The 22,278-nt window shown below is 46.7% G+C and carries 23 protein-coding genes and 1 riboswitch; of the genes, 3 read left to right on the forward strand and 20 right to left on the reverse strand.

All coding sequences use genetic code 11. From position 1 onward, the window contains the following. Positions 1-54: 54 nt before the first annotated feature. A complete protein-coding gene (pcrB, locus tag RAC86_RS11595) occupies positions 55-741 on the reverse strand; it encodes a heptaprenylglyceryl phosphate synthase (protein ID WP_014479073.1) in 687 nt (228 codons plus the stop codon). Between the two features lie 263 nt (positions 742-1,004). Between pcrB and RAC86_RS11600 the strand changes: the two genes are divergently transcribed. After that, positions 1,005-2,582, forward strand: a complete 1,578-nt coding sequence (locus RAC86_RS11600; RefSeq protein ID WP_377885635.1) for an FMN-binding glutamate synthase family protein — start codon at positions 1,005-1,007, stop codon at positions 2,580-2,582. Between the two features lie 37 nt (positions 2,583-2,619). On the opposite strand, the gene RAC86_RS11605 is transcribed toward RAC86_RS11600, so the two are convergent. Genes RAC86_RS11605 through RAC86_RS11615 form a run of 3 tightly spaced genes read right to left on the reverse strand, consistent with a single transcriptional unit; the run spans position 2,620 to position 5,701 of the window. Continuing rightward, a complete protein-coding gene (locus tag RAC86_RS11605; protein WP_377885636.1) occupies positions 2,620-2,934 on the reverse strand; it encodes a YerC/YecD family TrpR-related protein in 315 nt (104 codons plus the stop codon). Positions 2,935-2,936: 2 nt separating this feature from the next. Next, positions 2,937-3,932: a DUF3048 domain-containing protein gene (locus tag RAC86_RS11610; protein ID WP_377885637.1), complete on the reverse strand. Its 996-nt coding sequence runs from the start codon at positions 3,930-3,932 to the stop codon at positions 2,937-2,939. 26 nt (positions 3,933-3,958) lie between these two features. Further along, the gene (locus RAC86_RS11615) at positions 3,959-5,701 is read right to left on the reverse strand and encodes an adenine deaminase (RefSeq protein ID WP_377885638.1); all 1,743 of its coding nucleotides are present in this window, start codon (positions 5,699-5,701) and stop codon (positions 3,959-3,961) included. 128 nt (positions 5,702-5,829) lie between these two features. Between RAC86_RS11615 and RAC86_RS11620 the strand changes: the two genes are divergently transcribed. After that, on the forward strand, positions 5,830-6,057 hold the full coding sequence (locus RAC86_RS11620) for a YgaP family membrane protein (RefSeq protein ID WP_003233931.1): 228 nt from the start codon (positions 5,830-5,832) through the stop codon (positions 6,055-6,057). A gap of 14 nt (positions 6,058-6,071) precedes the next feature. Here the strand turns inward: RAC86_RS11620 and RAC86_RS11625 are convergent, their stop codons facing one another. Further along, on the reverse strand, positions 6,072-7,346 hold the full coding sequence (locus RAC86_RS11625; RefSeq protein ID WP_377885640.1) for an APC family permease: 1,275 nt from the start codon (positions 7,344-7,346) through the stop codon (positions 6,072-6,074). 143 nt (positions 7,347-7,489) lie between these two features. Here RAC86_RS11625 and RAC86_RS11630 point away from each other — a divergent pair, with 143 nt between their 5' ends. After that, complete coding sequence (locus RAC86_RS11630) at positions 7,490-7,909, forward strand: Lrp/AsnC family transcriptional regulator (protein ID WP_038428527.1); 420 nt, start codon at positions 7,490-7,492, stop codon at positions 7,907-7,909. Positions 7,910-7,948: 39 nt separating this feature from the next. Here the strand turns inward: RAC86_RS11630 and purD are convergent, their stop codons facing one another. From purD to RAC86_RS11705, 15 genes are all read right to left on the reverse strand, one after another. After that, on the reverse strand, positions 7,949-9,217 hold the full coding sequence (gene purD / locus RAC86_RS11635; RefSeq protein WP_326147166.1) for a phosphoribosylamine--glycine ligase: 1,269 nt from the start codon (positions 9,215-9,217) through the stop codon (positions 7,949-7,951). Between the two features lie 15 nt (positions 9,218-9,232). Further along, positions 9,233-10,771 carry a bifunctional phosphoribosylaminoimidazolecarboxamide formyltransferase/IMP cyclohydrolase gene (gene purH, locus RAC86_RS11640; protein WP_038428524.1) on the reverse strand — a complete coding sequence of 513 codons (1,539 nt, stop codon included), beginning with the start codon at positions 10,769-10,771 and terminating at the stop codon, positions 9,233-9,235. Beyond that, positions 10,768-11,355 carry a phosphoribosylglycinamide formyltransferase gene (gene purN / locus RAC86_RS11645; protein WP_015252651.1) on the reverse strand — a complete coding sequence of 196 codons (588 nt, stop codon included), beginning with the start codon at positions 11,353-11,355 and terminating at the stop codon, positions 10,768-10,770. The genes purH and purN overlap by 4 nt, the downstream gene beginning before the upstream one ends. Next, a complete protein-coding gene (purM, locus tag RAC86_RS11650; protein WP_003233945.1) occupies positions 11,352-12,392 on the reverse strand; it encodes a phosphoribosylformylglycinamidine cyclo-ligase in 1,041 nt (346 codons plus the stop codon). Before purM ends, purN begins: the two co-directional genes overlap by 4 nt. Positions 12,393-12,493: 101 nt before the next feature. Further along, the gene (purF, locus tag RAC86_RS11655) at positions 12,494-13,924 is read right to left on the reverse strand and encodes an amidophosphoribosyltransferase (protein ID WP_003233947.1); all 1,431 of its coding nucleotides are present in this window, start codon (positions 13,922-13,924) and stop codon (positions 12,494-12,496) included. Then, positions 13,900-16,128: a phosphoribosylformylglycinamidine synthase subunit PurL gene (gene purL / locus RAC86_RS11660; protein WP_038428523.1), complete on the reverse strand. Its 2,229-nt coding sequence runs from the start codon at positions 16,126-16,128 to the stop codon at positions 13,900-13,902. The genes purF and purL overlap by 25 nt, the downstream gene beginning before the upstream one ends. Continuing rightward, positions 16,112-16,795, reverse strand: coding sequence for a phosphoribosylformylglycinamidine synthase subunit PurQ (purQ, locus tag RAC86_RS11665; protein WP_038428522.1), 684 nt, complete (start codon positions 16,793-16,795; stop codon positions 16,112-16,114). The genes purL and purQ overlap by 17 nt, the downstream gene beginning before the upstream one ends. After that, positions 16,792-17,046: a phosphoribosylformylglycinamidine synthase subunit PurS gene (purS, locus tag RAC86_RS11670; protein WP_003219409.1), complete on the reverse strand. Its 255-nt coding sequence runs from the start codon at positions 17,044-17,046 to the stop codon at positions 16,792-16,794. Before purS ends, purQ begins: the two co-directional genes overlap by 4 nt. Next, the gene (purC, locus tag RAC86_RS11675) at positions 17,039-17,764 is read right to left on the reverse strand and encodes a phosphoribosylaminoimidazolesuccinocarboxamide synthase (protein WP_038428521.1); all 726 of its coding nucleotides are present in this window, start codon (positions 17,762-17,764) and stop codon (positions 17,039-17,041) included. The genes purS and purC overlap by 8 nt, the downstream gene beginning before the upstream one ends. A 73-nt stretch (positions 17,765-17,837) precedes the next feature. Further along, the gene (purB, locus tag RAC86_RS11680) at positions 17,838-19,133 is read right to left on the reverse strand and encodes an adenylosuccinate lyase (RefSeq protein ID WP_015715438.1); all 1,296 of its coding nucleotides are present in this window, start codon (positions 19,131-19,133) and stop codon (positions 17,838-17,840) included. Beyond that, positions 19,130-20,272, reverse strand: a complete 1,143-nt coding sequence (gene purK / locus RAC86_RS11685; RefSeq protein WP_377885641.1) for a 5-(carboxyamino)imidazole ribonucleotide synthase — start codon at positions 20,270-20,272, stop codon at positions 19,130-19,132. The genes purB and purK overlap by 4 nt, the downstream gene beginning before the upstream one ends. After that, a complete protein-coding gene (gene purE, locus RAC86_RS11690) occupies positions 20,265-20,753 on the reverse strand; it encodes a 5-(carboxyamino)imidazole ribonucleotide mutase (protein WP_003244134.1) in 489 nt (162 codons plus the stop codon). Before purE ends, purK begins: the two co-directional genes overlap by 8 nt. Positions 20,754-20,894: 141 nt before the next feature. Next, positions 20,895-20,996: riboswitch (purine riboswitch) on the reverse strand. 79 nt (positions 20,997-21,075) lie between these two features. Further along, entirely contained in the window at positions 21,076-21,273 is a 198-nt protein-coding gene (locus RAC86_RS11695; RefSeq protein WP_003219403.1) for an NETI motif-containing protein, read from the reverse strand. Then, positions 21,273-21,827 carry a DUF2179 domain-containing protein gene (locus tag RAC86_RS11700; protein ID WP_015482896.1) on the reverse strand — a complete coding sequence of 185 codons (555 nt, stop codon included), beginning with the start codon at positions 21,825-21,827 and terminating at the stop codon, positions 21,273-21,275. The genes RAC86_RS11695 and RAC86_RS11700 overlap by 1 nt, the downstream gene beginning before the upstream one ends. Before the next feature lie 213 nt (positions 21,828-22,040). Continuing rightward, positions 22,041-22,208, reverse strand: coding sequence for a Fur-regulated basic protein FbpA (locus RAC86_RS11705; RefSeq protein WP_003244066.1), 168 nt, complete (start codon positions 22,206-22,208; stop codon positions 22,041-22,043). Between the last annotated feature and the right edge of the window lie 70 nt (positions 22,209-22,278).

The raw sequence follows: 22,278 nt of genomic DNA on the forward strand, positions 1-22,278 counted from the left end.
TCACCCGCCTATACAAAACATATGTTCTATCATAAACCAAATCCGTACAATTTACTACTCGCCTTTCACAGCCGCTACTGTTTTCAAAGCCCTGTCAAAATCTTCATACACAGCATTGCCTACAACGATCACGTCCGCATGCTCTGCATACTGTTTGGCCGTTTCCGCATCCTTGATGCCGCCCCCATAAAACAAGGTTGACGTTTCCAATACAGCCTTCGTTTTCTTGACAGCTTCTATGTCTCCAAGCATGCCGCTGTATTCTAAATAAAAAATCGGCAGTTGCAGCAGCTCCGACACACGCGCATAGGCGACAATATCATCCATATTCAGATCGGCGTCCGCTTCAGTCAGTGCCGCGGCTTTGCAATCTGGATTTGCGATGCAGTAGCCCTCCGCCACGATTTCTTCCATAGACATCAGTTCTCCGTATTCCTTCATGGCTTTCTGGTGCATTCCGACAATCCAATCCGCGTTTTTGCTGTTTAATACACTCGGAATAAAATATAAGTCAAAGCCGGGAACAATCGCTTCAATCGCTGATACCTCTAGGACACACGGCACCAAAAACCGTCTTACCTTAGACATCATCCGCAGGACATTATCCTCTGTCACACCATCGCTTCCTCCGATAATGACCGCATCCGTTCCTGATTCGCAAAGAATCTCCAGCTGTTCGTCAGGCAAATCTTTATTTGGATCGAGTTTAAAGACATGCTTCCACTCCGTTACATCGTACACGTCATACGTTCCTCCATTCGTTTGTTACCATTTAAACATTATAACAAATTCACATAGCGCGGAAAAACGGAAAAAGCCGTTAATCTCGTTATTCACTGAAAAAGGTGTTTTGATTCTTTTTTCATAAAAAAAGAGAGCAGGAGGCAGACCTGCATGGTGAGTCCTGTATCGGCAGAACCACACATTTTTCACCAGATTCCTTCTGCTATTGTTTGGAAAGTGTTCAACTGTGGAAATGGTTACATAAAAAGGGAGGCTGAGAGATGGAAACCATCATAATAGCACTCATCGCATTTATCATAGGGATCATCGCTATCCCGATCGTCTTGTTTGCCTGGATCTACATAAAGGATGAAAAACAGCAGGAGCACTCAATTCTTCGCAACTATCCCGTCATCGGAAGGTTTCGGTATATCCTTGAAAAAATCGGGCCGGAGCTCAGACAGTATTTATACAGCAATGACAATGAGGAGCAGCCTTTTTCACGAAAGGAATATGAGCAAACCGTCATCTCCGGCAAATACAAAAGCAGAATGATGGGCTTTGGATCTGTAAGAGATTTTGATAAACCTGGCTATTATATCCGTAACGCTATGTTTCCAAAACAAAGGGAAGAAATGCACGTAAATCAAACGCCAAAAATTGAAACCCAAATCTATAAAATGGATGCTGACAATCTGTTCAAACGCAAGGAGCATGCCGAACATATCAAGGCAGACCCGTATTTTCTCCATCCTGATGATGTACAGGTGATTGGCGAGCGTACATGCGAGAAGCCATTTTATGTGAAGGGCTTAGTCGGCCAGTCTGCCATGAGCTACGGTTCTCTTGGAGAACGGGCTGTTACGGCGCTCTCAAAAGGGCTCCATCAGGCAGGCGGCACCTGGATGAATACAGGTGAAGGGGGATTGTCTGAATATCACTTAAAGGGCGGCGCCGATATCATTTGCCAAATCGGACCGGGCCTATTCGGCGTGCGCAAAAGAAACGGGGAATTTTCGTGGGAGGAATTTAAAAGAAAAAGCAGGCTTGACCAGATTAAAGCGTTTGAGCTAAAGCTGGCACAAGGAGCGAAAACCCGGGGCGGCCATGTGGACGGCGCCAAAGTATCAGAGGAAGTGGCAGACATTCGGAATGTCGAACCTGGAAAGTCGATTGACAGCCCGAACCGCTTTTATGAATTCTCAAACCCTCCTGAAATGCTCGACTTTATTGAAAAACTTAGAGATGTCGGACAAAAGCCAGTCGGCATCAAACTGGTCGCAGGGCATCCTGAAGAATTGCATGAGCTTTTCTCTCATATGCAGAAAAGCGGAAAACATCCGGATTTTATCACGATCGACGGAAGTGAAGGCGGTACCGGAGCTTCCTTTTACGAGCTCGCGGATACAGTCGGCCTTCCGATTATGACAGCGCTGCCTATTGTTGACACGCTTCTTAAACAGTACGGCTTGCGCAGCCAGCTGAAAATCTTTGCTTCCGGAAAGCTCCTGACTCCTGATAAAATCGCGGTCGCCTTAGCCCTCGGCGCTGACTTTGTCAACATCGCACGCGGCATGATGTTTTCCGTTGGCTGCATCCGCGCTCTCGTCTGCCACACCAACACCTGTCCGGCAGGTGTGGCGACGACAGATCCGAAGCTGCAAAAAGCGCTGAGCGTTGAGGAAAAACAGCACCGTGTCTGCAACTACGTCATTTCCCTGCGGGAGGGGCTGTTTAACCTTGCAGCCGCAGCAGGGATCAATTCGCCGATTCATTTTTCCAAGGAGCATGTTGTCTATCGCAAAGAGGATGGCAGTCTCATCGATATCGACAACCTGATCCATCAATTTGTTTCATAAAGAAACCGCCCTTGCCGAACGGCAGGGCGGTTCTATGTTATTTTGAAGAAGACTCAGTTTCCTTCTCCTTCACACGGTCAAGCGCCATTTCATAAGCGTCATTCCCGTAATTTAAGCAGCGTTTCACACGGGAAATCGTAGCCGTGGAAGCGCCTGTTTCTGTTTCAATCTTATGATACGTGTTTCCTTCGCGAAGCATGCGCGCCACTTCAAGGCGCTGAGCCAGAGATTGAATTTCGTTAATTGTGCATAGATCATCGAAGAATCGGTAACATTCCTCCAGGTCTTTCAGCGATAAGATCGAGTTAAATAACTGGTCCAGCTCTTTGCCGCGTAATTTATCGATTTGCATCGTTACACACCTTCTCCTTTACTAATGGAAGCCGCATCAAGATCAGGTACGATATTGATCCAAGTCTTTCCTGGCACAAACGGAAGCCACTTGCCGTCTTTTACCGGCACAATTCTGCCATTCACTTGTTTCCAGTCTGTTTCAATGACGTTTCCGTGCTGAAACAACAGACCTTTTCCTCCTGATTCCAAGTCGATGTCCCGCCTTCCATCTTGATCAATAATATGATGGCTGGCTTCAACAATGAAAATATTTTGCATTGCAACCGGCTTTCCGGTTTCCCGGTCTGTCGTTATGACACCATCAGAGCTTCTTGTATAAGATTCAGCTTTTTTATCATAGTTGTATTCGACAAGATTTGTAACGTTTTTTGTTCCATAATCTACCCGAACATTGTAAGATTCATTTGCAGATTTTGCATCTGATGTTTGAAACAGCAGCGGATTTGTTTCCTGCTTCAGCTTATAACCCTTTTGTTCCGCCGCCTTTTTTATGTAATCATAAGACGTATAGGAATTGTGGGGCGGTTTGCTGAAATCAGCTCTCCAAAATAAGCTTCCGTCAAAATCCAATCCGTTCATATAATCGGCAGCTCCGGATTCCAGCTGCTCTTTGGCGCCGGGACTCCAGCCGTGATGGACAAATATGCTGTCAAAGCCATTGCTGAGAGTGACGAAATATTCCCGCGCGCTCCGCACAGGTCCGACAGTTTCAGGCATCTGGCTTTGGAAAATGGCCAGAAATCTTGTGATTTGCCCTTCGGCTAGCGCTTCTATGACAATGTCGGCTTTAGACAGACCCGACTGCGGCCTCGCCTTCGGGTGATTGTTCACCACAACAGCAACAGGCCGGCGTTCAGTCACCTTCTGTTCAGTCTTTAGCCCCGTTAAAGGAGCTTTCAGCTTCTTTGCAGTATCCGGGACAGCATCCTTCTGCTGGCAGGATACCAGCAGAAAAAACACGAAACACAGCGCGCAAACTGTCATCCATTTTTTCATATGTCGGCTCCCTGCTCTTTTATATTTTAACGCATTATCGATGGAAAGAGTACAGTTTTTTTCATGACGTCGAAGATTCCTCTTGGCGTAATGCGTATATACGGAAGGTGCGTACTTTGCAAAAAGAGCAGCGTATAGATAGGATCGCAAAACTCATAGCCTCTTTCAGTCAAAAGATCTTTCAGCTTTTGTTCCTTCTCAAGCACGTCTTCATACGCTTCCGAAGAGGCGCAGCCGCACAGCGCAAGCGGGATTTCATGCAAAATGTTTCCGTTCTCCGCTAAAACAATTCCTCCTCCGATTTCTTTCATCCGGGCGAAAGCGAGCAGCATATCCGCTTTATTTTTTCCAATCGCGACAATGTCGCCCGTCGTCGTAAAGGAACTTACAAATCCCTGCACGCTTGAGGCAAACCCTTTTATCATCGTATTGACGCGCCATTTCCCGTGTCTGTCGAGCATCGTCAAATAACTTTCATCATGGTCAAACGAGAGCTGTTCCATCGAATTGTCGATCTCAATCATATACGGCTCCATAATGACCGCATTCCGCATTTTCACGCCCATCGGCATAGAAAACTGCAAGTCATCCATCGTCATATCATATGAAAGCTCAAGCGGGACAAGACCGCCTTTGTGCCAGTCCGTCTTTGTAAACGCCTTCAAATCACAGCCGTCTTCACGCAGAATGGTCCCTTTTGACAGAACAGTCACTGGATTCGGATTTAACGGATCTTCCAGTATGTTTAGCGATGCCAGTCTACCCGGTCCGACAACTCCTAAATAATCATCCATTTGGTAATACTTTGCGATATTAAATGATGCCATATTGAAGGCATCGATTGCAGGTACGCCTTCTTCTAACGCGATGCGAATCAGCTCGTTTGTCATGCCGCCTTTATAGAAATTCGGGGTTGCGCCATCTGTCGTGAAAAAGAAGTGGTCATAATAGCGGAAGCCCTTCTCATGCAGCTCCTGCAAGATTTTTCTTACATCAGGGCGAATGGAAGAGTTCCGAAGGGAAACATAATAGCCCAGTTCCAGCCTTCTCATCACTTCATCACCTGTCATCGCTTCATGATCACAATCCGCTCCGAACAGCTTCATTTTTGTAAGCGTTTTATCAGAAGCGCCGGGAAAATGCCCTTCAATGCGTTTTCTCTGTTTCTTTGTAGCTTGCATGCAGTGGAGCATTAAATCATCACCATCTACCAAGCGAGGCCACCCGGTCATTTCTCCGCCTTGAATCACATCCGGATGTTCAATCCACTGTTTTCTGACGTCAAATGGAAGGACGTGGTCCTCGTTCAGAACCTCGGTCTGGAGGTCATAGCGTGACCACCAAAAATACTGGACAGGCTGCTTTTTGAGTTCATTCAAAATCGTAAGCGCTTTCTTTTTTCCGCTTTGCAAAAGCAAAAATAAGTTATCATTCACGAATGTTGTTGTTCCGTATTGAGACACATATTCCGCCAGTGTTTGGGGATTATATATTTGAAAAGGATGTGCGTGCGGTTCAATATAACCTGGCACAATGTATTTTCCTTCACAATCAATCGTATAAATTTCTTCGGCTCTATTCGGAAGTTCATGACCCACATAAACAATGCGGTCCTGATAAATCCAAATGTTTTTTTTCAGCCATTGTTTTACATATGGATTTAAGACGAGAGCATTCCGTAAAAGGAGCGTTGGAAGCAGCTTTGAGTCTACAACATCAACCTGTGCCCTGATGTCTTTGTTTTTCCAGTTAAAGGTGCGTTCGGACATTCACATACTCTCCTTTACATGTATTAGACTCATGGTATCACATCCTTCCTCATCACGCACGATAAAAACGTTACAAATTTTTGAAGGTTCGGTTAAAAAACTTTTTTAAGTAAAAGGAGCGGATTTCCTTGAAGCCAAATATCAGTCTCATCAATGCCGTGTTCAGAATCGCCTGCGGATTGACGATTATGTCAGCCGCCAGTGCAAAGTTTACGAAAAAACCTTGGTGCAGAATGCATCTCTTTTACATCTTTATGGGGGCCATGAAAGCGGGTTCGGGAATCTTGCGCTTCTGTCCTGTGACCTACATGTTTCAACACAGCGATTCTGGAAATAACGAGCATCAAAACGGATAAATGGAAAAGCTTGATCACAAAACGTGATCAAGCTTTTTTTTATGCCCACCCTTTGTTTTCATATAGAAATATCCTGCAGCTGCCAGCACTGCCGGATAAAGCAGTGCCCAGCCGCTGAATGAATAAATCACCGCGCACGCCACAAATGCCCCGAGCGCCATCCACCAGCCTATATCTCTCCTGCCCAGCAGTTTCAGTGCTGCCGCCATTGTACATATGTAAGATGCGATAAAAGCCGCGCTCGGCCCTTTCAACAGAGTCGTCAAATCGATTTGAAACAGGCCATGCGCCGCAAGCACTAAGCCAAACACTGCGGCCATCGCTGTCAAAACGCGAATAGGCGTACGTTTTGTCGCACTGAGTTTTCCAAAATATACAGGAATGTGCCCCTCTCTCGCCAATGCGTACACCATTCTTGAAAAACCAGCAATATTGGCATGGATGGTGGCGAATGTAATAAACAGCGCTAAACATACCGTAACATATACACCGCTTTCCCCTGCTCCTTTTGAGATGAGCATGGCAAGCGATGCAATTTCTCCATTCTCTCCATATGAATGAGTCCCCACCGTCACAAATGACAGCATGATATACAGCCCTGCCACACAAGACGCTGCCAAAAACAAGCTGAGCGGGACATCTTTTTCAGGGCGATGAAATTCCTCAGCCAACGGGGTAATCATTTCCCAGCCTACAAAAGAGAAAAAAATCATGACAGAAACAGATCCCGCGGCAGACCAGCCATGCGGAAGAAACGGTTTGAATTCTGCTATCGTGACGTGTGGCAATGACACAGCAATAGAAATGACAAGCAGAAATACAATGACACATATAACGATTGTACTGATGTTTGCTGATAGTTGAATCCTTTTCATATGAAGCAAAATAGATATAGCCAGCATACAACCAGCAATCGATGTAACCTGCCAATCCACCGCCTCTGTGACGTAACTGACGTAATGCGCGCCAGTCAAAGCGATGATGGGAACGCCAATCGGAACGGAACCTAACATGATCCAGCCCAAAATAGCCCCGGCTTTTTTTCGAAAAGCCAGCTGCACATAAGCCGTGATTCCTCCCGCACTAGGCGCAATTTTCACAAGCCGTGCCAGCGTGCCGACGAGAAGAAAAGATAAAAAAGACATGAATACCCAGACAAATAAAGAAGCCGGACCGGCCTTATCCGCGGTAACAGACGGCAAAATTAATATCCCGCAGCCTAAAACCGCCCCAATCGTTAACGCCGTCCCTTGTATCCAAGTAATAGAGCGCTGTAATTCTGGCAACATGATGCCTCCTCTCAAATTGATGGCTTTATTATAGAAAAAATAAGACGGCATCCATATGCTACAATGAAGGTAAATCAACAGCATTACCTTACAATCAAAGGAATTTTCATTCATTCGCCTAAATATGTAAAGGAGCCAGACAAATGGACGATACAGACCTTCAGATTCTCTCGCATTTGCAGCGAAATGGCAGATTAACGATGGTTGAGCTGGGAAAGCTTGTCGGACTCAGCTCGCCAAGCGCGGCGGAGCGTGTCAGGAAGCTGGAAGACAAAGGAGTGATTACCAGCTACAGCGCGAATATCTGTTACGAAAAACTAAACAAGCATGTCACCGCTTTTATTCTCATGGAGCCAAAAAGCTGTAAGCACTACGCCGCCTTTGCAACATCGCATCCTGATGTAGCAGAAAACCACCGCATCACGGGTATGTACAGCTATGTGACAAAGGTCGTGACTGAATCGGTACATACGCTTGAGGATTTTATTGACGCCTCGATGGCCCATGGAAAACCAACCACACTCGTTGTCCTTTCTTCTTCCAGCTGCCATCCCGCTTTTTGATAACAAAAAACCCGCAGCTATTCTGCGGGTTTTCCTCACTTATTTTTGGGCAGCCTTTAAAGCGCGTGCCCCAATGTCTTTTCTGAAAAAGAGTCCCGGTTTGAAAATTTCATCAACCGCTTTGTACACTCGGTCTCTAGCCGCTTCAAACGTTTCATCAAAAGCCGTCACATTGGCGACGCGCCCCCCGTTTGTAACGAACTCTCCGCCTTCTGCTTTCGTTCCGGCATGGAAGACCACGACCTGCTCAGTTTCTGCTGCAAGGCTGCCGATCGGCGTGCCTTTTGCATAGCTTTCCGGATACCCTTCTGATGCAAGCACAACACTCACTGCCGCGGTATCCTTCCATCTTAAGTCAACTTCCTTATCATCTAAAAGATCAAGAAGCACCTGTACCAGATCAGATTCCATGCGCGGAAGCACGACCTGTGTTTCCGGATCGCCGAAACGGGCATTAAATTCAATGACCTTCGAGCCGTTTTCAGTAAGCATCAATCCAGCGTACAAAACGCCAGTGAAGGAACGGCCTTCTTGTACCATTGCTTTTGCGGCCGGCTTAACGATCGTTTCTACAGCATGGCGAACCGTTTCTTCCGAAATTTGCGGAACTGGAGAGTAAGCGCCCATTCCGCCCGTATTCGGGCCTTTGTCTCCGTCAAACGCACGCTTGTGATCCTGGGCAATCACCATCGGATACACCTTTTCCCCTTTGACAAAGGCCATCAGAGAAAATTCTTCACCAGAAAGGTATTCTTCAATGACAACGGACGCGCTCGCATCACCGAACTTTTCATCTTCAAGAAAGTCATGCAGACATGCAATTGCTTCTTCCTCTGTCATAGCCACAGTAACGCCTTTTCCAGCTGCAAGTCCATCTGCTTTTATCACAATCGGAGCACCTTTTTCCTGCACATATGCCTTCGCCTCATCAAAGGATGTAAACGTCTCGTATTCTGCGGTCGGAATGTCGTATTTCTTCATTAAATCCTTAGCGAACTGTTTGCTTCCTTCGATGATCGCCGCGGCTTTTGACGGGCCGAACACGCGCAGACCCGCTTTTTCGAATTCATCCACCAGACCTTCAATTAAAGGAACCTCAGGGCCGACAATGGTCAGGCCGACCTGATTTTGTTTTGCAAATGAGACAAGCCCTGCGTGGTCGCTTTCCTCAATGTTTACAAGCTGTGCGGAAGCTGCCATGCCGTCATTTCCGGGAGCGGCAAATACATTCTCGACGAGGCTGCTTTGCGCTGCCTTCCACGCCAGCGTATGTTCTCTTCCGCCTTTACCGATAATTAATACATTCACGTCGTTTTCATCCCCTTAATGTTTGAAGTGTCTGATGCCGGTGAATACCATGGCAATGCCGTATTCATCCGCTTTTTTGATGGAATCCTCATCTCGGATCGATCCGCCTGGCTGAATGATGGCTGTAACGCCCGCTTTTGCCGCTTCTTCGACAGTATCTGGCATTGGGAAATATGCATCCGAACCGAGCGCGCTGCCCTTCGCTTTTTCCCCTGCTTGCTCGATTGCGATTTTTGCCGATCCGACGCGGTTCATTTGGCCTGCTCCCACACCGACTGTCATGTTGTCCTTCGCGAGAACAATCGCATTTGATTTCACATGCTTCACGACTTTCCAAGCAAGCTTCAAGTCTTCCCACTCTTGCTCGTTCGGCTCTCTTTTTGTCGGAATGCTAATCTCAGCATCCTCGAAACCGTGCATATCTAAATCTTGAATCAGCAGCCCGCCTTGAACAGATGTCAGTTGTTTTTCCTTTTGAACAGCGGCGGATACGTCAAGCGTCAGCAGACGGAGATTTTTCTTCGCAGTCAGGACGTCGAGCGCTTCTTGGCTGAATGAAGGTGCAATGATGATTTCTAAGAAAATGTTGTGAAGCGCTTCGGCAGTTGCCTTGTCCACTTCACGGTTCAGCGCGATAATGCCGCCGAAGATAGATGTTTTATCCGCTTCAAACGCTCTGTCAAACGCTTCGGCGATCGTTTTTCCTGTTCCTACACCGCACGGATTCATATGCTTTACAGCAACAGCAGCCGGCTCAGTGAATTCACGAACGATTTGAACTGCCGCATCCGCGTCTTTAATGTTGTTGTAAGAAAGCTCTTTTCCGTGAAGCTGTTCTGCTTGCGCAATAGAGCCTTTGACAGGAAGAGCTGTTTGATAGAAAGTTGCTTCCTGATGCGGGTTTTCTCCATAGCGAAGCGATTGTTTTTTCTCAAATGTCACAGTGAATTGCTCTGGTTCTTTTTCACCGACAACATTTGTCAGGTAGTCAGCGATCAGTGCATCATATGCCGCAGTATGACGGAATACCTTTGCCGCGAGCTCGCGTTTTTTCTGAAGAGATACGCTGCCTTCTTCTTTGATTTGATTCAGCACTGGGCTGTAATCGGCCGGATCGACGATAACTGTGACATCCTGATGGTTCTTTGATGCCGCACGCAGCATGCCAGGTCCGCCGATGTCGATATTTTCGATCGCTTCTTCATACGTGACGTCTTCTTTAGAAATCGTTTCTTTAAATGGATAGAGGTTGACGACAACGAGGTCAATCGGCTGAATCCCGTGTTCATTGATCTGCGCCATATGCTCTTCATTGCCGCGAACCGCCAGAAGGCCGCCGTGAATATTCGGGTGTAGGGTTTTTAACCGGCCGTCCATAATTTCAGGGAAGCCTGTCACTTCAGAAATTCCGATCACATCCACACCGTTTTCTTGAAGAAGCTTTTTCGTTCCGCCTGTGGAGATGACTTCAACGCCAAGCTCTGTCAGTTCTTTTACGAAAGGAACGAGATTTGTTTTATCTGAAACACTGATTAACGCACGTTTAATTGTCATGCCTTTTCACCTCTGTTATTTAATCCTAATAGCTGTTTAATCACACTCGGATACCATTTATGCTCAAGCTTGTGAATCCGCTGTTCGATTGTTTCCAATGTATCATGTTCATCAATTTCGATTGCCTTTTGAGCGATGATCGGACCTGTATCCATTCCTTCATCGACATAATGCACGGTGATTCCGGCCACCTTCACACCCGCCCGGAACGCCTGTCCGACTGCGTCGATTCCAGGAAACGCCGGAAGAAGCGATGGGTGAATGTTAATGATTTTTCCCCCATATGCTTGAAGGAGCGTATCACCGATCAGCCTCATATAGCCGGCAAGAACAATCAATTCAACCTCGTGAAGACGAAGCTGTTCAATGATGGCTTGTTCAAATGCAGCCTTGTTTTCATAAGACTTCGGCTCAAATGCAAAGGATGGAATGTGGAATGCTTCCGCCCGTTCGATGACTTTCGCCTGCGGTTTGTCGCAAACGAGGAGCGCTGCTGACGCATCCCAGTTCTCCTCCTTCAAACGCGTGACAATGGCTTCGAAGTTTGACCCGTTTCCTGATGCAAATACCGCAAACTTTTTCATGAAAGTGCCGCACCGCCGAATGTGACGCCTTCACCTTTTTTCACACGCCCGATTAAATAGGCTTTTTCGCCATGGCTTTCAAGCGTTCCGATCACATCTGTCAGATGCTCTTCTTTGACAGCCAAAACAAAACCGATCCCCATATTAAAGACGTTGAACATGTCTTCTTCCTTTAGCTTGCCGTACTCTTGCAAGAAAGAAAAAATTGGCGGGATCGGCCATGAGCCATGATCAATTTCCGCACTTAAGCCTTCCGGAAGCATACGCGGAATATTTTCAATAAATCCTCCGCCTGTCACGTGCGCCATGCCGTCGATTTTTCCGCTTTTGACCGCGGCAAGCACAGGCTTCACGTAAATCCTTGTCGGTTCAAGCAATTCCTCGCCAAGCGGGCGTTCAAACGGCTCATATGTTGTATCGAGGTCCAGCTCCGCATCATCCAGAAGCACTTTTCTGACAAGGGAAAAGCCGTTGCTGTGAAGGCCGCTGGAGCTGAGGCCGATCAACAGATGGCCCTCTTCAATGTTTTCTCCAGTCACGATTTCGTCCTTTTCTGCCACTCCGACTGAGAAACCGGCAATATCGTATTCATCAGCTGTATAGAGCCCCGGCATTTCAGCCGTTTCACCGCCGACTAAGGCTGAACCTGACTGCTCACAGCCTTCCGCAACACCTTGTACAATCTGTTCAATTTTCACTGGGTCCGCTTTGCCAACCGCTAAATAATCGAGGAAAAACAGCGGCTCTGCACCTTGTGCCAGCACGTCATTGACACACATTGCAACAGCATCCACGCCAATCGTGTCATGCTTATCCATGGAAAAAGCGAGCTTTAATTTTGTGCCGACACCGTCCGTTCCCGAAATGAGAACTGGTTTTTGATAAGAAAGCTCAGACAGGTCAAACATGCCGCCAAAACCGCCAAGGCTGCCCATAACGCCAAGCCGTTTCGTGCGCTCCACGTGTTTTTTCATTCGTTTTACAGCTTCATATCCGGCTTCGATGTCAACTCCTGCGTTTTTATATGCTTCAGACATCCTATTCACTCCTTTAAGGCGCTTTTCAAAGTATCTCCCCGAACGAGGGCAGAAAGAGAAAGGCAGCCGAACTGCGCTGCCTTTATGTCATTTTTCAAGTTTTATTTGGTTAATACTGCTTCTTTTACGTGAGGAAGCACTGTATCCTGGTAAATTTCAGTCGGATATTTTCCTGTAAAGCAAGCGAGACACTGTCCGCAATTCGAGTCATCGTATTTTCTGCCGATGCCTTTCAGCAGCCCTTCCACACTCAAAAATGAGAGGGTATCGGCTCCGATTTCCTGACGGATTTCTTCAACAGAATGCGAAGACGCGATCAGTTCTTCATGTGTGGAAGTGTCAATGCCGTAAAAGCACGGATGAGCGATCGGCGGTGAACTGATTTTCACATGCACCTCTGTCGCACCCGCTTCTCTTAGCATCGTGACAATCCGGCGGCTAGTTGTTCCTCGCACGATAGAGTCATCCACCATCACGACGCGTTTGCCTTCTACAACCCCGCGCACCGCAGACAGCTTCATTCTGACGCCTTGCTCACGCAGAGCCTGGGACGGCTGAATAAACGTTCTGCCAACATAGCGGTTTTTGATTAAACCGAGCTCATACGGAATGCCTGTTGCCTCTGCATAGCCGATCGCCGCAGAAATACTGGAATCCGGAACCCCGGTTACGACGTCGGCTTCAACTGCGGATTCCTGAGCCAGCATTTTTCCAAGGTTTTTACGGGCACTGTGCACATTAATACCGTCAATATTGCTGTCTGGTCTGGAGAAATAAATGTACTCCATGCTGCAAATGGAACGATTGATATTCATGGAAAAACGCTCTGATTTCATGCCTTCATCATTAATGATCAGCATTTCCCCCGGCTCTACCTCGCGAAGGTACGTTGCGCCGACGACGTCAAATGCGCATGTTTCTGATGCGACCACATAAGCATCGCCCATCATGCCGATGGATAGCGGTCTCAGCCCGTTCGGATCAAGTGCGACAATCATTTCTGTTTCGGTCATGATCAGGAACGCGTAGGCGCCTTTCAGCATAGAAAGCGAGTTTTTAATTTGATCCTTCAGCGTGAAGTGTCCGCTTCTTTTGATCAGGTGAGCCAAAACCTCTGTATCCGAAGAGGTTTGAAAGATGCTCCCTTGATTTTCGAGCTGCTGCTTCAGCTGAGTGGCGTTGACAAGATTTCCGTTATGAGCAAGCGCCAGGCTGCCGTTGTTTTGGGAACGGAAGAGGAGCGGCTGAACATTTTCGTATCCGCCGCCTCCAGCCGTTGCGTACCGAACGTGCCCGATAGCGCCTTTTCCCTTTACTTTGCTGAGTTCGCCGTTTTGAAATACTTCAGTGATCAGCCCTTGGCCTTTGTGAGCCGTCAGCTTTTCACCGTCAGTCGCTACGATGCCAGCGCCCTCCTGTCCTCGGTGCTGAAGGCTGTGGAGACCGTAATACGTGATCTGCGGGGCTTCTTCATGTCCCCAAATCCCAAAAACGCCGCATTCTTCATTTAAGCCTTTGATTTCAGCAAGCATGGGATAGCTCCTTTCCATACGCGTTCAAGCTCTTTCGTTTGCGCATGAATCATTTGTTGTCCGTCTTGATTTTGAATCGCCAGAATTCCGTCAGCTGTTACCTCACCAATATGAACTGCATCTTTGACAATTGCTTCAAACGCTTCTTGATGTTCTTTTTTCACTGAAACGACGAAGCGGGATTGAGATTCAGAGAATAATAACGCCGCTCCCCCTTCTACAGTCACATTAGCGCCAAGGTTTTCCGTCGTCATGACACTTTCCGCAATCGCTACACCTAAGCCGCCTTCAGACACATCATGCGCAGATTGAACGAAGCCTTTTTTAATCGCGTCAAGCAGTGCTTTTTGACGAGACAGCTCTACATCAAGATCGATTTGCGGGGCTTTGCCGTAAATACGGCCTTCTGTCATTTTTTGCAGCTCGCTTCCGGCAAACTCTGGTTTTGTTTCGCCGATCACATATACGAGATCTCCCGCTTGTTTGAAATGCTGTGTTGTAATGTGTGCTGTATCTTCAATTAAGCCGACCATGCCGATAACAGGTGTCGGATAGATCGCCGTGCCGTTTGATTCGTTATAAAGCGATACGTTACCGCCGATAACCGGTGTGCTGAGAACATTGCACGCTTCGCTTATGCCGTCTGCCGCTTTTTCGATCTGCCAGAAGATTTCCGGCTTCTCCGGGTTACCGAAGTTAAGGTTATCTGTGACCGCAAGCGGTTCTGCGCCTGAGCAAATGATGTTGCGCGCTGCTTCAGCGACAGCAATTTTCCCTCCGACTTCAGGATCAAGATAGAGATAACGCGCGTTACAGTCTGTCGTCATAGCCAGCGCCTTTTTCGTTCCGCGGATTCTGAGAACACCAGCATCAGACCCAGGAGCGACAACTGTATTCGTGCGCACCATGTAGTCATACTGATCATAAACCCACTCTTTACTCGCAATCGTCGGCTGCTGAAGAAGGGCCTTCAGCGTTTCATTCGCATCTTCAATTTGCGGAGCCGGAACGTCCGTTTCCAAAAACTCGCGATAGTAAGCAGGCTCTTGAGAAGGCTTATGGTAAACCGGTGCTTCTTCTGCCAAGGCATCAACAGGCAGCTCGCACACAACCTCTCCTTTATGTGTCAGGCGAAGCATTTTATCATCTGTCACATGTCCGACAGAAACCGCTTCAAGATCATACTTGTCAAAAATATCGATGATTTCCTGCTCACGTCCGCGCTCAATAACCAAAAGCATCCGTTCTTGTGATTCAGAAAGCATCATTTCATACGCGCTCATGCCTGTTTCGCGCTGAGGAATCAGGTCAAGGTTCATTTCAATGCCAGAACCGGCCTTACTTGCCATTTCTGCACTTGAGCTTGTTAAACCGGCAGCTCCCATATCCTGAATGCCGACTAAGGCGTCGCATTGGATGACTTCCAGACATGCTTCAAGCAAAAGCTTCTCCATAAACGGATCGCCGACTTGGACAGCAGAACGCTTTTCTTCAGACGAGTCTGACATTTCTTCAGAAGCAAACGTAGCGCCGTGGATGCCGTCACGCCCTGTTTTCGCTCCTACGTACATTACTGTGTTGCCGACACCCTTTGCCTGGCCTTTTTTGATGTCTTCATGGTTGATTAAACCGACGCACATTGCGTTGACGAGCGGATTTCCTTCATAGCTGCTGTCAAACTGCACTTCTCCGCCGACTGTCGGGATGCCGATACAGTTGCCGTATCCGGCGATACCCGCTACTACTTCTTCAAACAAGTACTTCACGCGGGGTGAAGTCAGTTCACCAAATCGAAGAGAGTTCAATACAGCGATTGGACGGGCACCCATTGAGAATACATCACGAATAATTCCGCCTACGCCAGTCGCAGCGCCTTGGTAAGGCTCGAGAGCTGATGGGTGGTTATGTGATTCAATTTTGAACACAACCGCTTGGTTATCACCGATATCAACGATTCCGGCGCCTTCCCCAGGCCCCTGCAGCACACGCTCGCCGCTTGTCGGGAATTTACGCAGAATCGGCTTTGAGTTTTTATAGCTGCAATGCTCAGACCACATGACAGAAAAAATCCCGATTTCTGTGTAGTTCGGCAATCTTCCAAGAATGGATTCTATCAATGCAAACTCATCATCACTGACACCCATTTGCTGATATAGTTTCTCTTCTTTTATTTGTTCTTTACTTGGTTCAAGCAGTAGTGACATGAGTTTCCCTCCAATTTTTCACGATAGACTGGAACAATTTAAGACCGTCGGCGCTTCCAAGCAGTTCATCGACCGCGCGCTCAGGATGAGGCATCATGCCTAATACGTTGCCTTTCTCATTGACGACACCGGCAATGTCGCTTACACTTCCATTGATATTAGATCCGTATGTGAAAGCAATTTGATTGTTTTCCTTTAATGAAGCAAGCGTCTCGTCATCACAATAGAAATTTCCTTCACCGTGGGCAACCGGGATTGTAATCGATTGTCCCTTTTCGTAGGAAGCTGTGAATAATGTTTCGTCGTTCTGAACAATTAATTCAACCGGACGGCAAATGAACTTCAGATCTTTGTTGCGTCTCATTGCGCCTGGCAGCAGCCCAAGCTCCTGTAAAATCTGGAATCCGTTGCAGACGCCAAGAACAGGTTTTCCTTCAGCCGCTGCTTGTTTGACAGCTGGCATAATATTCGCAAATCGGGCGATGGCGCCGCATCTTAAGTAATCACCGTAAGAAAACCCTCCCGGAATTAACACGCCGTCGAAGCCGTCAAGACTTGTTTCCTCATGCCAGACGTATTCCACTTCTTGGCCGAGCTCATCCTTTACAGCATGATACATATCGATATCACAGTTGGAGCCGGGTAACACAATCACCGCAAATTTCACTGTGCGACTACCTCCTCAACCTCATATCTGTAATCTTCAATCACTGTGTTCGCAAGAAGTTTTTCGCACATTTCTTTCACTAGCACGTCAAGATCACGGTCAGATTTTTCAATGGTAAGCTCCATGTATTTCCCGATGCGCACATCTTGAACTTCGTTGTAAGTCATGCTGTGCAAGGCATGCTGGACAGCGCTCCCTTGTGGATCTAGTACACTTTCTTTTAAGCTGACATAAACTTTTACTTTATACATGATGAATGCCTCCCAGTCTTTTGAAAATCTCTTCGTATGCGTCGGTTAAGCTTCCCAGATTGCGTCTGAATAAATCTTTATCCAGCTTTTCGTTCGTTTCTTTATCCCACAAGCGGCATGTGTCAGGAGAAATTTCATCCGCCAAAAGCACTTGCCCTTCTGCATCTAAACCGAATTCAAGCTTGAAATCTATTAATCTGACATGACAATCGCCGAAAATGCTTTGAAGCTCTTCATTTACTGTTTTTGTAATGGACTTAATGGTTTCTACCTGCTCAGGAGTCGCCGCTTTCAAAAGCCAAATATGATCTTCTGTGATGAGCGGATCACCCAGCGCGTCATCCTTGTAGTAAAACTCGATAATCGGCTGCTCAAGCTCCGTGCCTTCTGGAATGCCGAGACGTTTGGACATGCTTCCTGCCACAACATTTCTTACCACGACTTCAAGCGGCACAATCGTTACCTTTTTAATGAGCTGCTCCGTTTCCGAAATGCGCTCGATAAAATGATTGTTAATGCCCTTAGCATGAAGGTGTTTGAAAATGAGGCTTGAAATTTCATTATTTAAGCGCCCTTTTCCGCTGATTTCTGCTTTTTTCTCGCCGTTAAAGGCAGTGGCGGAGTCTTTATACACGACATACAGCGTGTTTTCGTCATCGGTTTTGTAGATCTTTTTTGCTTTTCCTTCGTATAAAAGTTCATTCTTCACAATATTCACGGAAGGCCTCCTAACCCGAATGTTGGGAATTTTCAAACTGCGGCGGCTTAGAAGAAGCCGCTAAAAGCTTCTTCTATGCTAAACCTAAACGTTCAAAGATCAGATCAACATTTTTCAGATGGTAATTGTAATCAAAGCAGTCAGCAATTTTTTCCGGAGAAAGACGTGACGTGATTTTCTCTTCCGCTTCCACAAGTTCGCGGAACGGCACTTGTTTTTCCCACGCTTCCATTGCTTTCGGCTGAACTGTATCATAGGCTTCTTCACGTGTAAGGCCTGTGTCAATCAAAGCAAGCAGCACACGCTGAGAATAGATAAGGCCGAGAGTGCGGTCCATGTTGCGCTTCATGTTTTCCGGGAAGACCGTTAAGTTCTTCACGATGTTGGAGAAGCGGTTCAGCATGTAGTTCAGCGCAATTGTCGCATCCGGAAGAATAATCCGTTCTGCTGAAGAATGAGAAATATCGCGCTCATGCCATAATGGAACATTTTCGTAAGCTGTCATCATGTAGCCGCGGATCACGCGCGCCATGCCTGTCATGTTTTCAGAGCCAATCGGATTTCGTTTATGCGGCATTGCAGATGAACCCTTTTGCCCTTTCGCGAAAAATTCCTCAACTTCACGTGTTTCACTCTTTTGCAAACCGCGGATTTCCACAGCGAATTTCTCAATGCTTGTCGCGATCAAAGCAAGTGTTGCCATATAGTCAGCATGGCGGTCACGCTGAAGGGTTTGAGTGGAAATCGGTGCTGCTTTCAATCCGAGCTTCTCACAGACATATTGTTCAACAAATGGATCAATGTTCGCATATGTGCCGACAGCGCCGGAAATCTTTCCAACCTCGATGCCTGCTTTCGCTTGTTTGAAACGCTCAAGATTACGTTTCATTTCTTCATGCCAAAGCGCAAGTTTTAAGCCGAAAGTTGTAGGCTCAGCGTGTACGCCGTGCGTGCGCCCCATCATGACTGTGTATTTATGTTCTTTCGCTTTTTCTTTTATAATGTCAACAAATCTCTCAAGATCCTTGAGCAAAATATCGTTTGCCTGTTTTAATAAGTAGGAAAGAGCCGTATCAACAACGTCAGTTGACGTTAAGCCGTAATGCACCCATTTTCTTTCTTCGCCCAGTGATTCGGATACAGCGCGCGTAAAAGCGACAACGTCATGGCGCGTGTCCTTTTCGATTTCTAAAATGCGGTTGATGTCAAATGACGCATTTTCGCGCATCAGCTTTACGTCTTCTTTTGGAATAACGCCAAGCTCCGCCCACGCTTCACAGGCAAGAATTTCAACCTCTAACCATGCTTGAAATCTGTTTTCATCCGTCCAAATCGCGGACATTTCAGGTCTTGAATAACGTTCGATCATTCTGCTTGTCCTCCGTCTCTATTCATCCATTTATTTGTAATCTCCTGAATCCATTCGTCTTCAGGCTGCTTCATAAATGTAATATGCCCCATTTTGCGGCCTTTTTTGATTTCATGTTTTCCGTATATATATAGCTTTGCCTCTTTTAAAAGCTCCGGGTCTTCCTCCACAAGCTTCACTTCATCGCCGAGAAGATTCACCATCATGCCCGGCTTCAGCAAATCTGTCTTCCCAAGCGGAAGCCCGCATACCGCTCTGATATGCTGCTCAAACTGGCTCGTCTCGCAAAGGTCCAGCGTATAATGCCCAGAATTGTGCGGTCTTGGCGCCAGTTCATTGACCAAAAGCTCTCCGTCCTCTGTCAGGAACATCTCAACAGCAAGCGGTCCGACAAGGTTAAGCTCATCTGCAAGCTTAACTGCGAGATCAGCAGCCTTCTGCTGAATCCCTTTCTCTACCCGTGCGGGCACGATGCTTTGGAAAAGAATATTGTTGTGGTGAATGTTTTCAGCTGTCGGAAATGTTGAAATTTCACCGTTTACCGATCTGACGACGATCACCGACAGTTCCATTTCAAAAGAAACCCAGCTTTCAAGAATGCAAGTTCCGTGTTCTAACAGACCGGCTGCCTGCTCCATTTGCGCCTCTTCTTTTATCACAAATTGGCCTTTGCCGTCGTACCCGCCGCGGCATGTCTTCAGCACTGCCGGAAGCCTGAGCTCCTGTACCGCCTGTTTCAATTCATTCTTTGTTTTGACGATGCTGTACGGTGCGACTTCACAGCCCGCGGATTGAATTGCTTTTTTCTCTGTTTCACGGTTTTGGGTAATGAGCAGCAGCTCACTTCCTTGCGGGAGATACGCATGATCTTTTAGCCAATGCAGCGCATCATAGTCGATGTTTTCAAACTCATATGTGATGATATCGCTGATTTCAGCCAATTTTCGAATCGCTTCACGGTCATTATAATGAGCGGTAATTTCGACATCCGCAACCTGCCCGCACGGCGAATCTTTCACCGGATCAACGACCGCGACTTTATACCCCATTTGTTTGGCGGACACAGCCATCATTTTCCCAAGCTGGCCGCCGCCGATAATGCCGATTACAGCTCCCGGATAGATGATTTGTTTAGACAAGCTGATCACTGCTTTCTAACACTGTCTGTTTTGTATTTTCTCTTCTCTCATCCAGCTTACGGGCAAGGTCTTCGTCAAATGCTGACAAAATTTGCGCCGCTAACAGGCCTGCGTTCACAGCACCCGCTTTGCCGATGGATGTTGTCGCAACAGGCACGCCTCCAGGCATTTGGACGATGGAAAGAAGTGAATCCATTCCGTTCAGTGCCTTGGACTGAACCGGAACTCCAATGACTGGCAGTGTTGTTTTCGCAGCCGTCATCCCTGGCAGATGCGCCGCTCCTCCGGCACCGGCAATAATCACCTTGATGCCTCTTTCTCTAGCAGTTTCAGCATATTCAAACATGAAATCAGGCGTCCGGTGAGCGGAAACGACCTTTTTTTCGTACGGAACATTGAGTTCGTCAAGTATGTCGCATGCGTGTTTCATTGTCTCCCAATCGGAAGTGCTTCCCATGATGATTCCTACTAGCGGCTGCATTCTGTTCCCCACCTTCTAATGCTTTTGTTTTCAGAAAATAAAAAATACCCGCTCTGCATTGCACTTATGAGGAAGCAATACAAACCGGGCATGGTACATGTATCGTCAGTCGTTCGCTTCTGCGATATATCCATGTCAGTTTTATCGATCACTTTCCTGCATAGTCCGGCAATTTACGGTTGCCGGGTAGAAACTTATGGGCCATATTCCCAAGATTATATGAGGTCGTGTTTTGATTTCATGTTTATCTTAACAACGGACATGGATAATGTCAACGATATTATCGAACGATACAAAAATTCATTCTACTAATGTTCGTGTTTTAGATCAATTTCCCTTCAAATACGATTTTTTTCCCGCACGGAACGATCTGAATTGACCCATTTTCCTTTTTTTCCATAAAAATAGGTTCTTCCATTCGCCTTACAGGCAGATATCCTTCTTCTTTCATTTGCTGAAGCACCGCATCAATCGTTTGCTGCTCTGTCACTTCAAACTTTTTCTTCTTCGGCTTTGCCATTATTCTTTAATTCTCCTCTTCTTCACCGCTTTGACCCAGAAGCCGCCGTGGATTGTTTTTGGTTCGTACGCAATAATAAAGGCTTTTGAATCAAGTGTTTTAATCGTATCATATAGCTGGAGTTCATATTTTCTCGGCGTCAGGATCTGAAGGGCTGTGCGGTCGCCTTCAAGCCCGCCTGCCACCCAGTTTGTCACGCCGTAGCCTTTTTCACGGAGCTGCTTCGGAAGATCAAGATCGAGCTCCTTCGTAATCACATTGACCATAATATAGCCAAGCGCCAATTTTTCTTCTATTTTCATGCCGACAATTACGCCAAGACCGTAACCGAGCGCGTACGCGATCACATTTTGAATCTGGTCTAAGTTATCGAGCACCAGACTCAGTCCTGTCACATAAACCAGTATTTCAATCGTACTGATGCCGGCCGCTAAATAACGCTGTCCTTTCAGCGTTAAAATCATTCTTATCGTAAAAAATGACACATAGACAATATTAATAATGAGAATTATGAGAACCATGGCTATCCCATTTGATAAGATGGTTTGCATCATTTTATTCATCCCCCTACTCTTCAGCTTGCACAAAGCATTCATATTCTACTAGAGAAATGAGCCGTTTACAATCAGCTTCGCCCGTAAGCTTAAGCAAAATATTTCGACATGCTTTTATGAGTTGAACAGTAGTAGTTTACCCTCTTTCTCGCCTTTTCAAAATCAAAACAAAAAAGCCCGCTTTTCAGCAGACTCACCTCTTTATATCTATTGTCAGATCTCTTTTTTCATTTTCTGAAGGGACTTGTATTCTTTCTCAAGCTCACTCAGCGTGTAGTCAGCAAGCTGTTCCCCTCTTCCTTGATAAAATTCCGAGAGCAGTAATTTGGTTTTTAAAAATTGCTTCTTTTGGTTAATTGCTCGGCGAAGTACATCAGCCATGTCCATCATCCTCCTTAAACATAAAGGTTTTTGCGCTGGACGTTTTCAGCATTTTCCCCATCATACACGG

The sequence above is a fragment of the Bacillus sp. LR_5 genome (genome assembly GCF_042709275.1).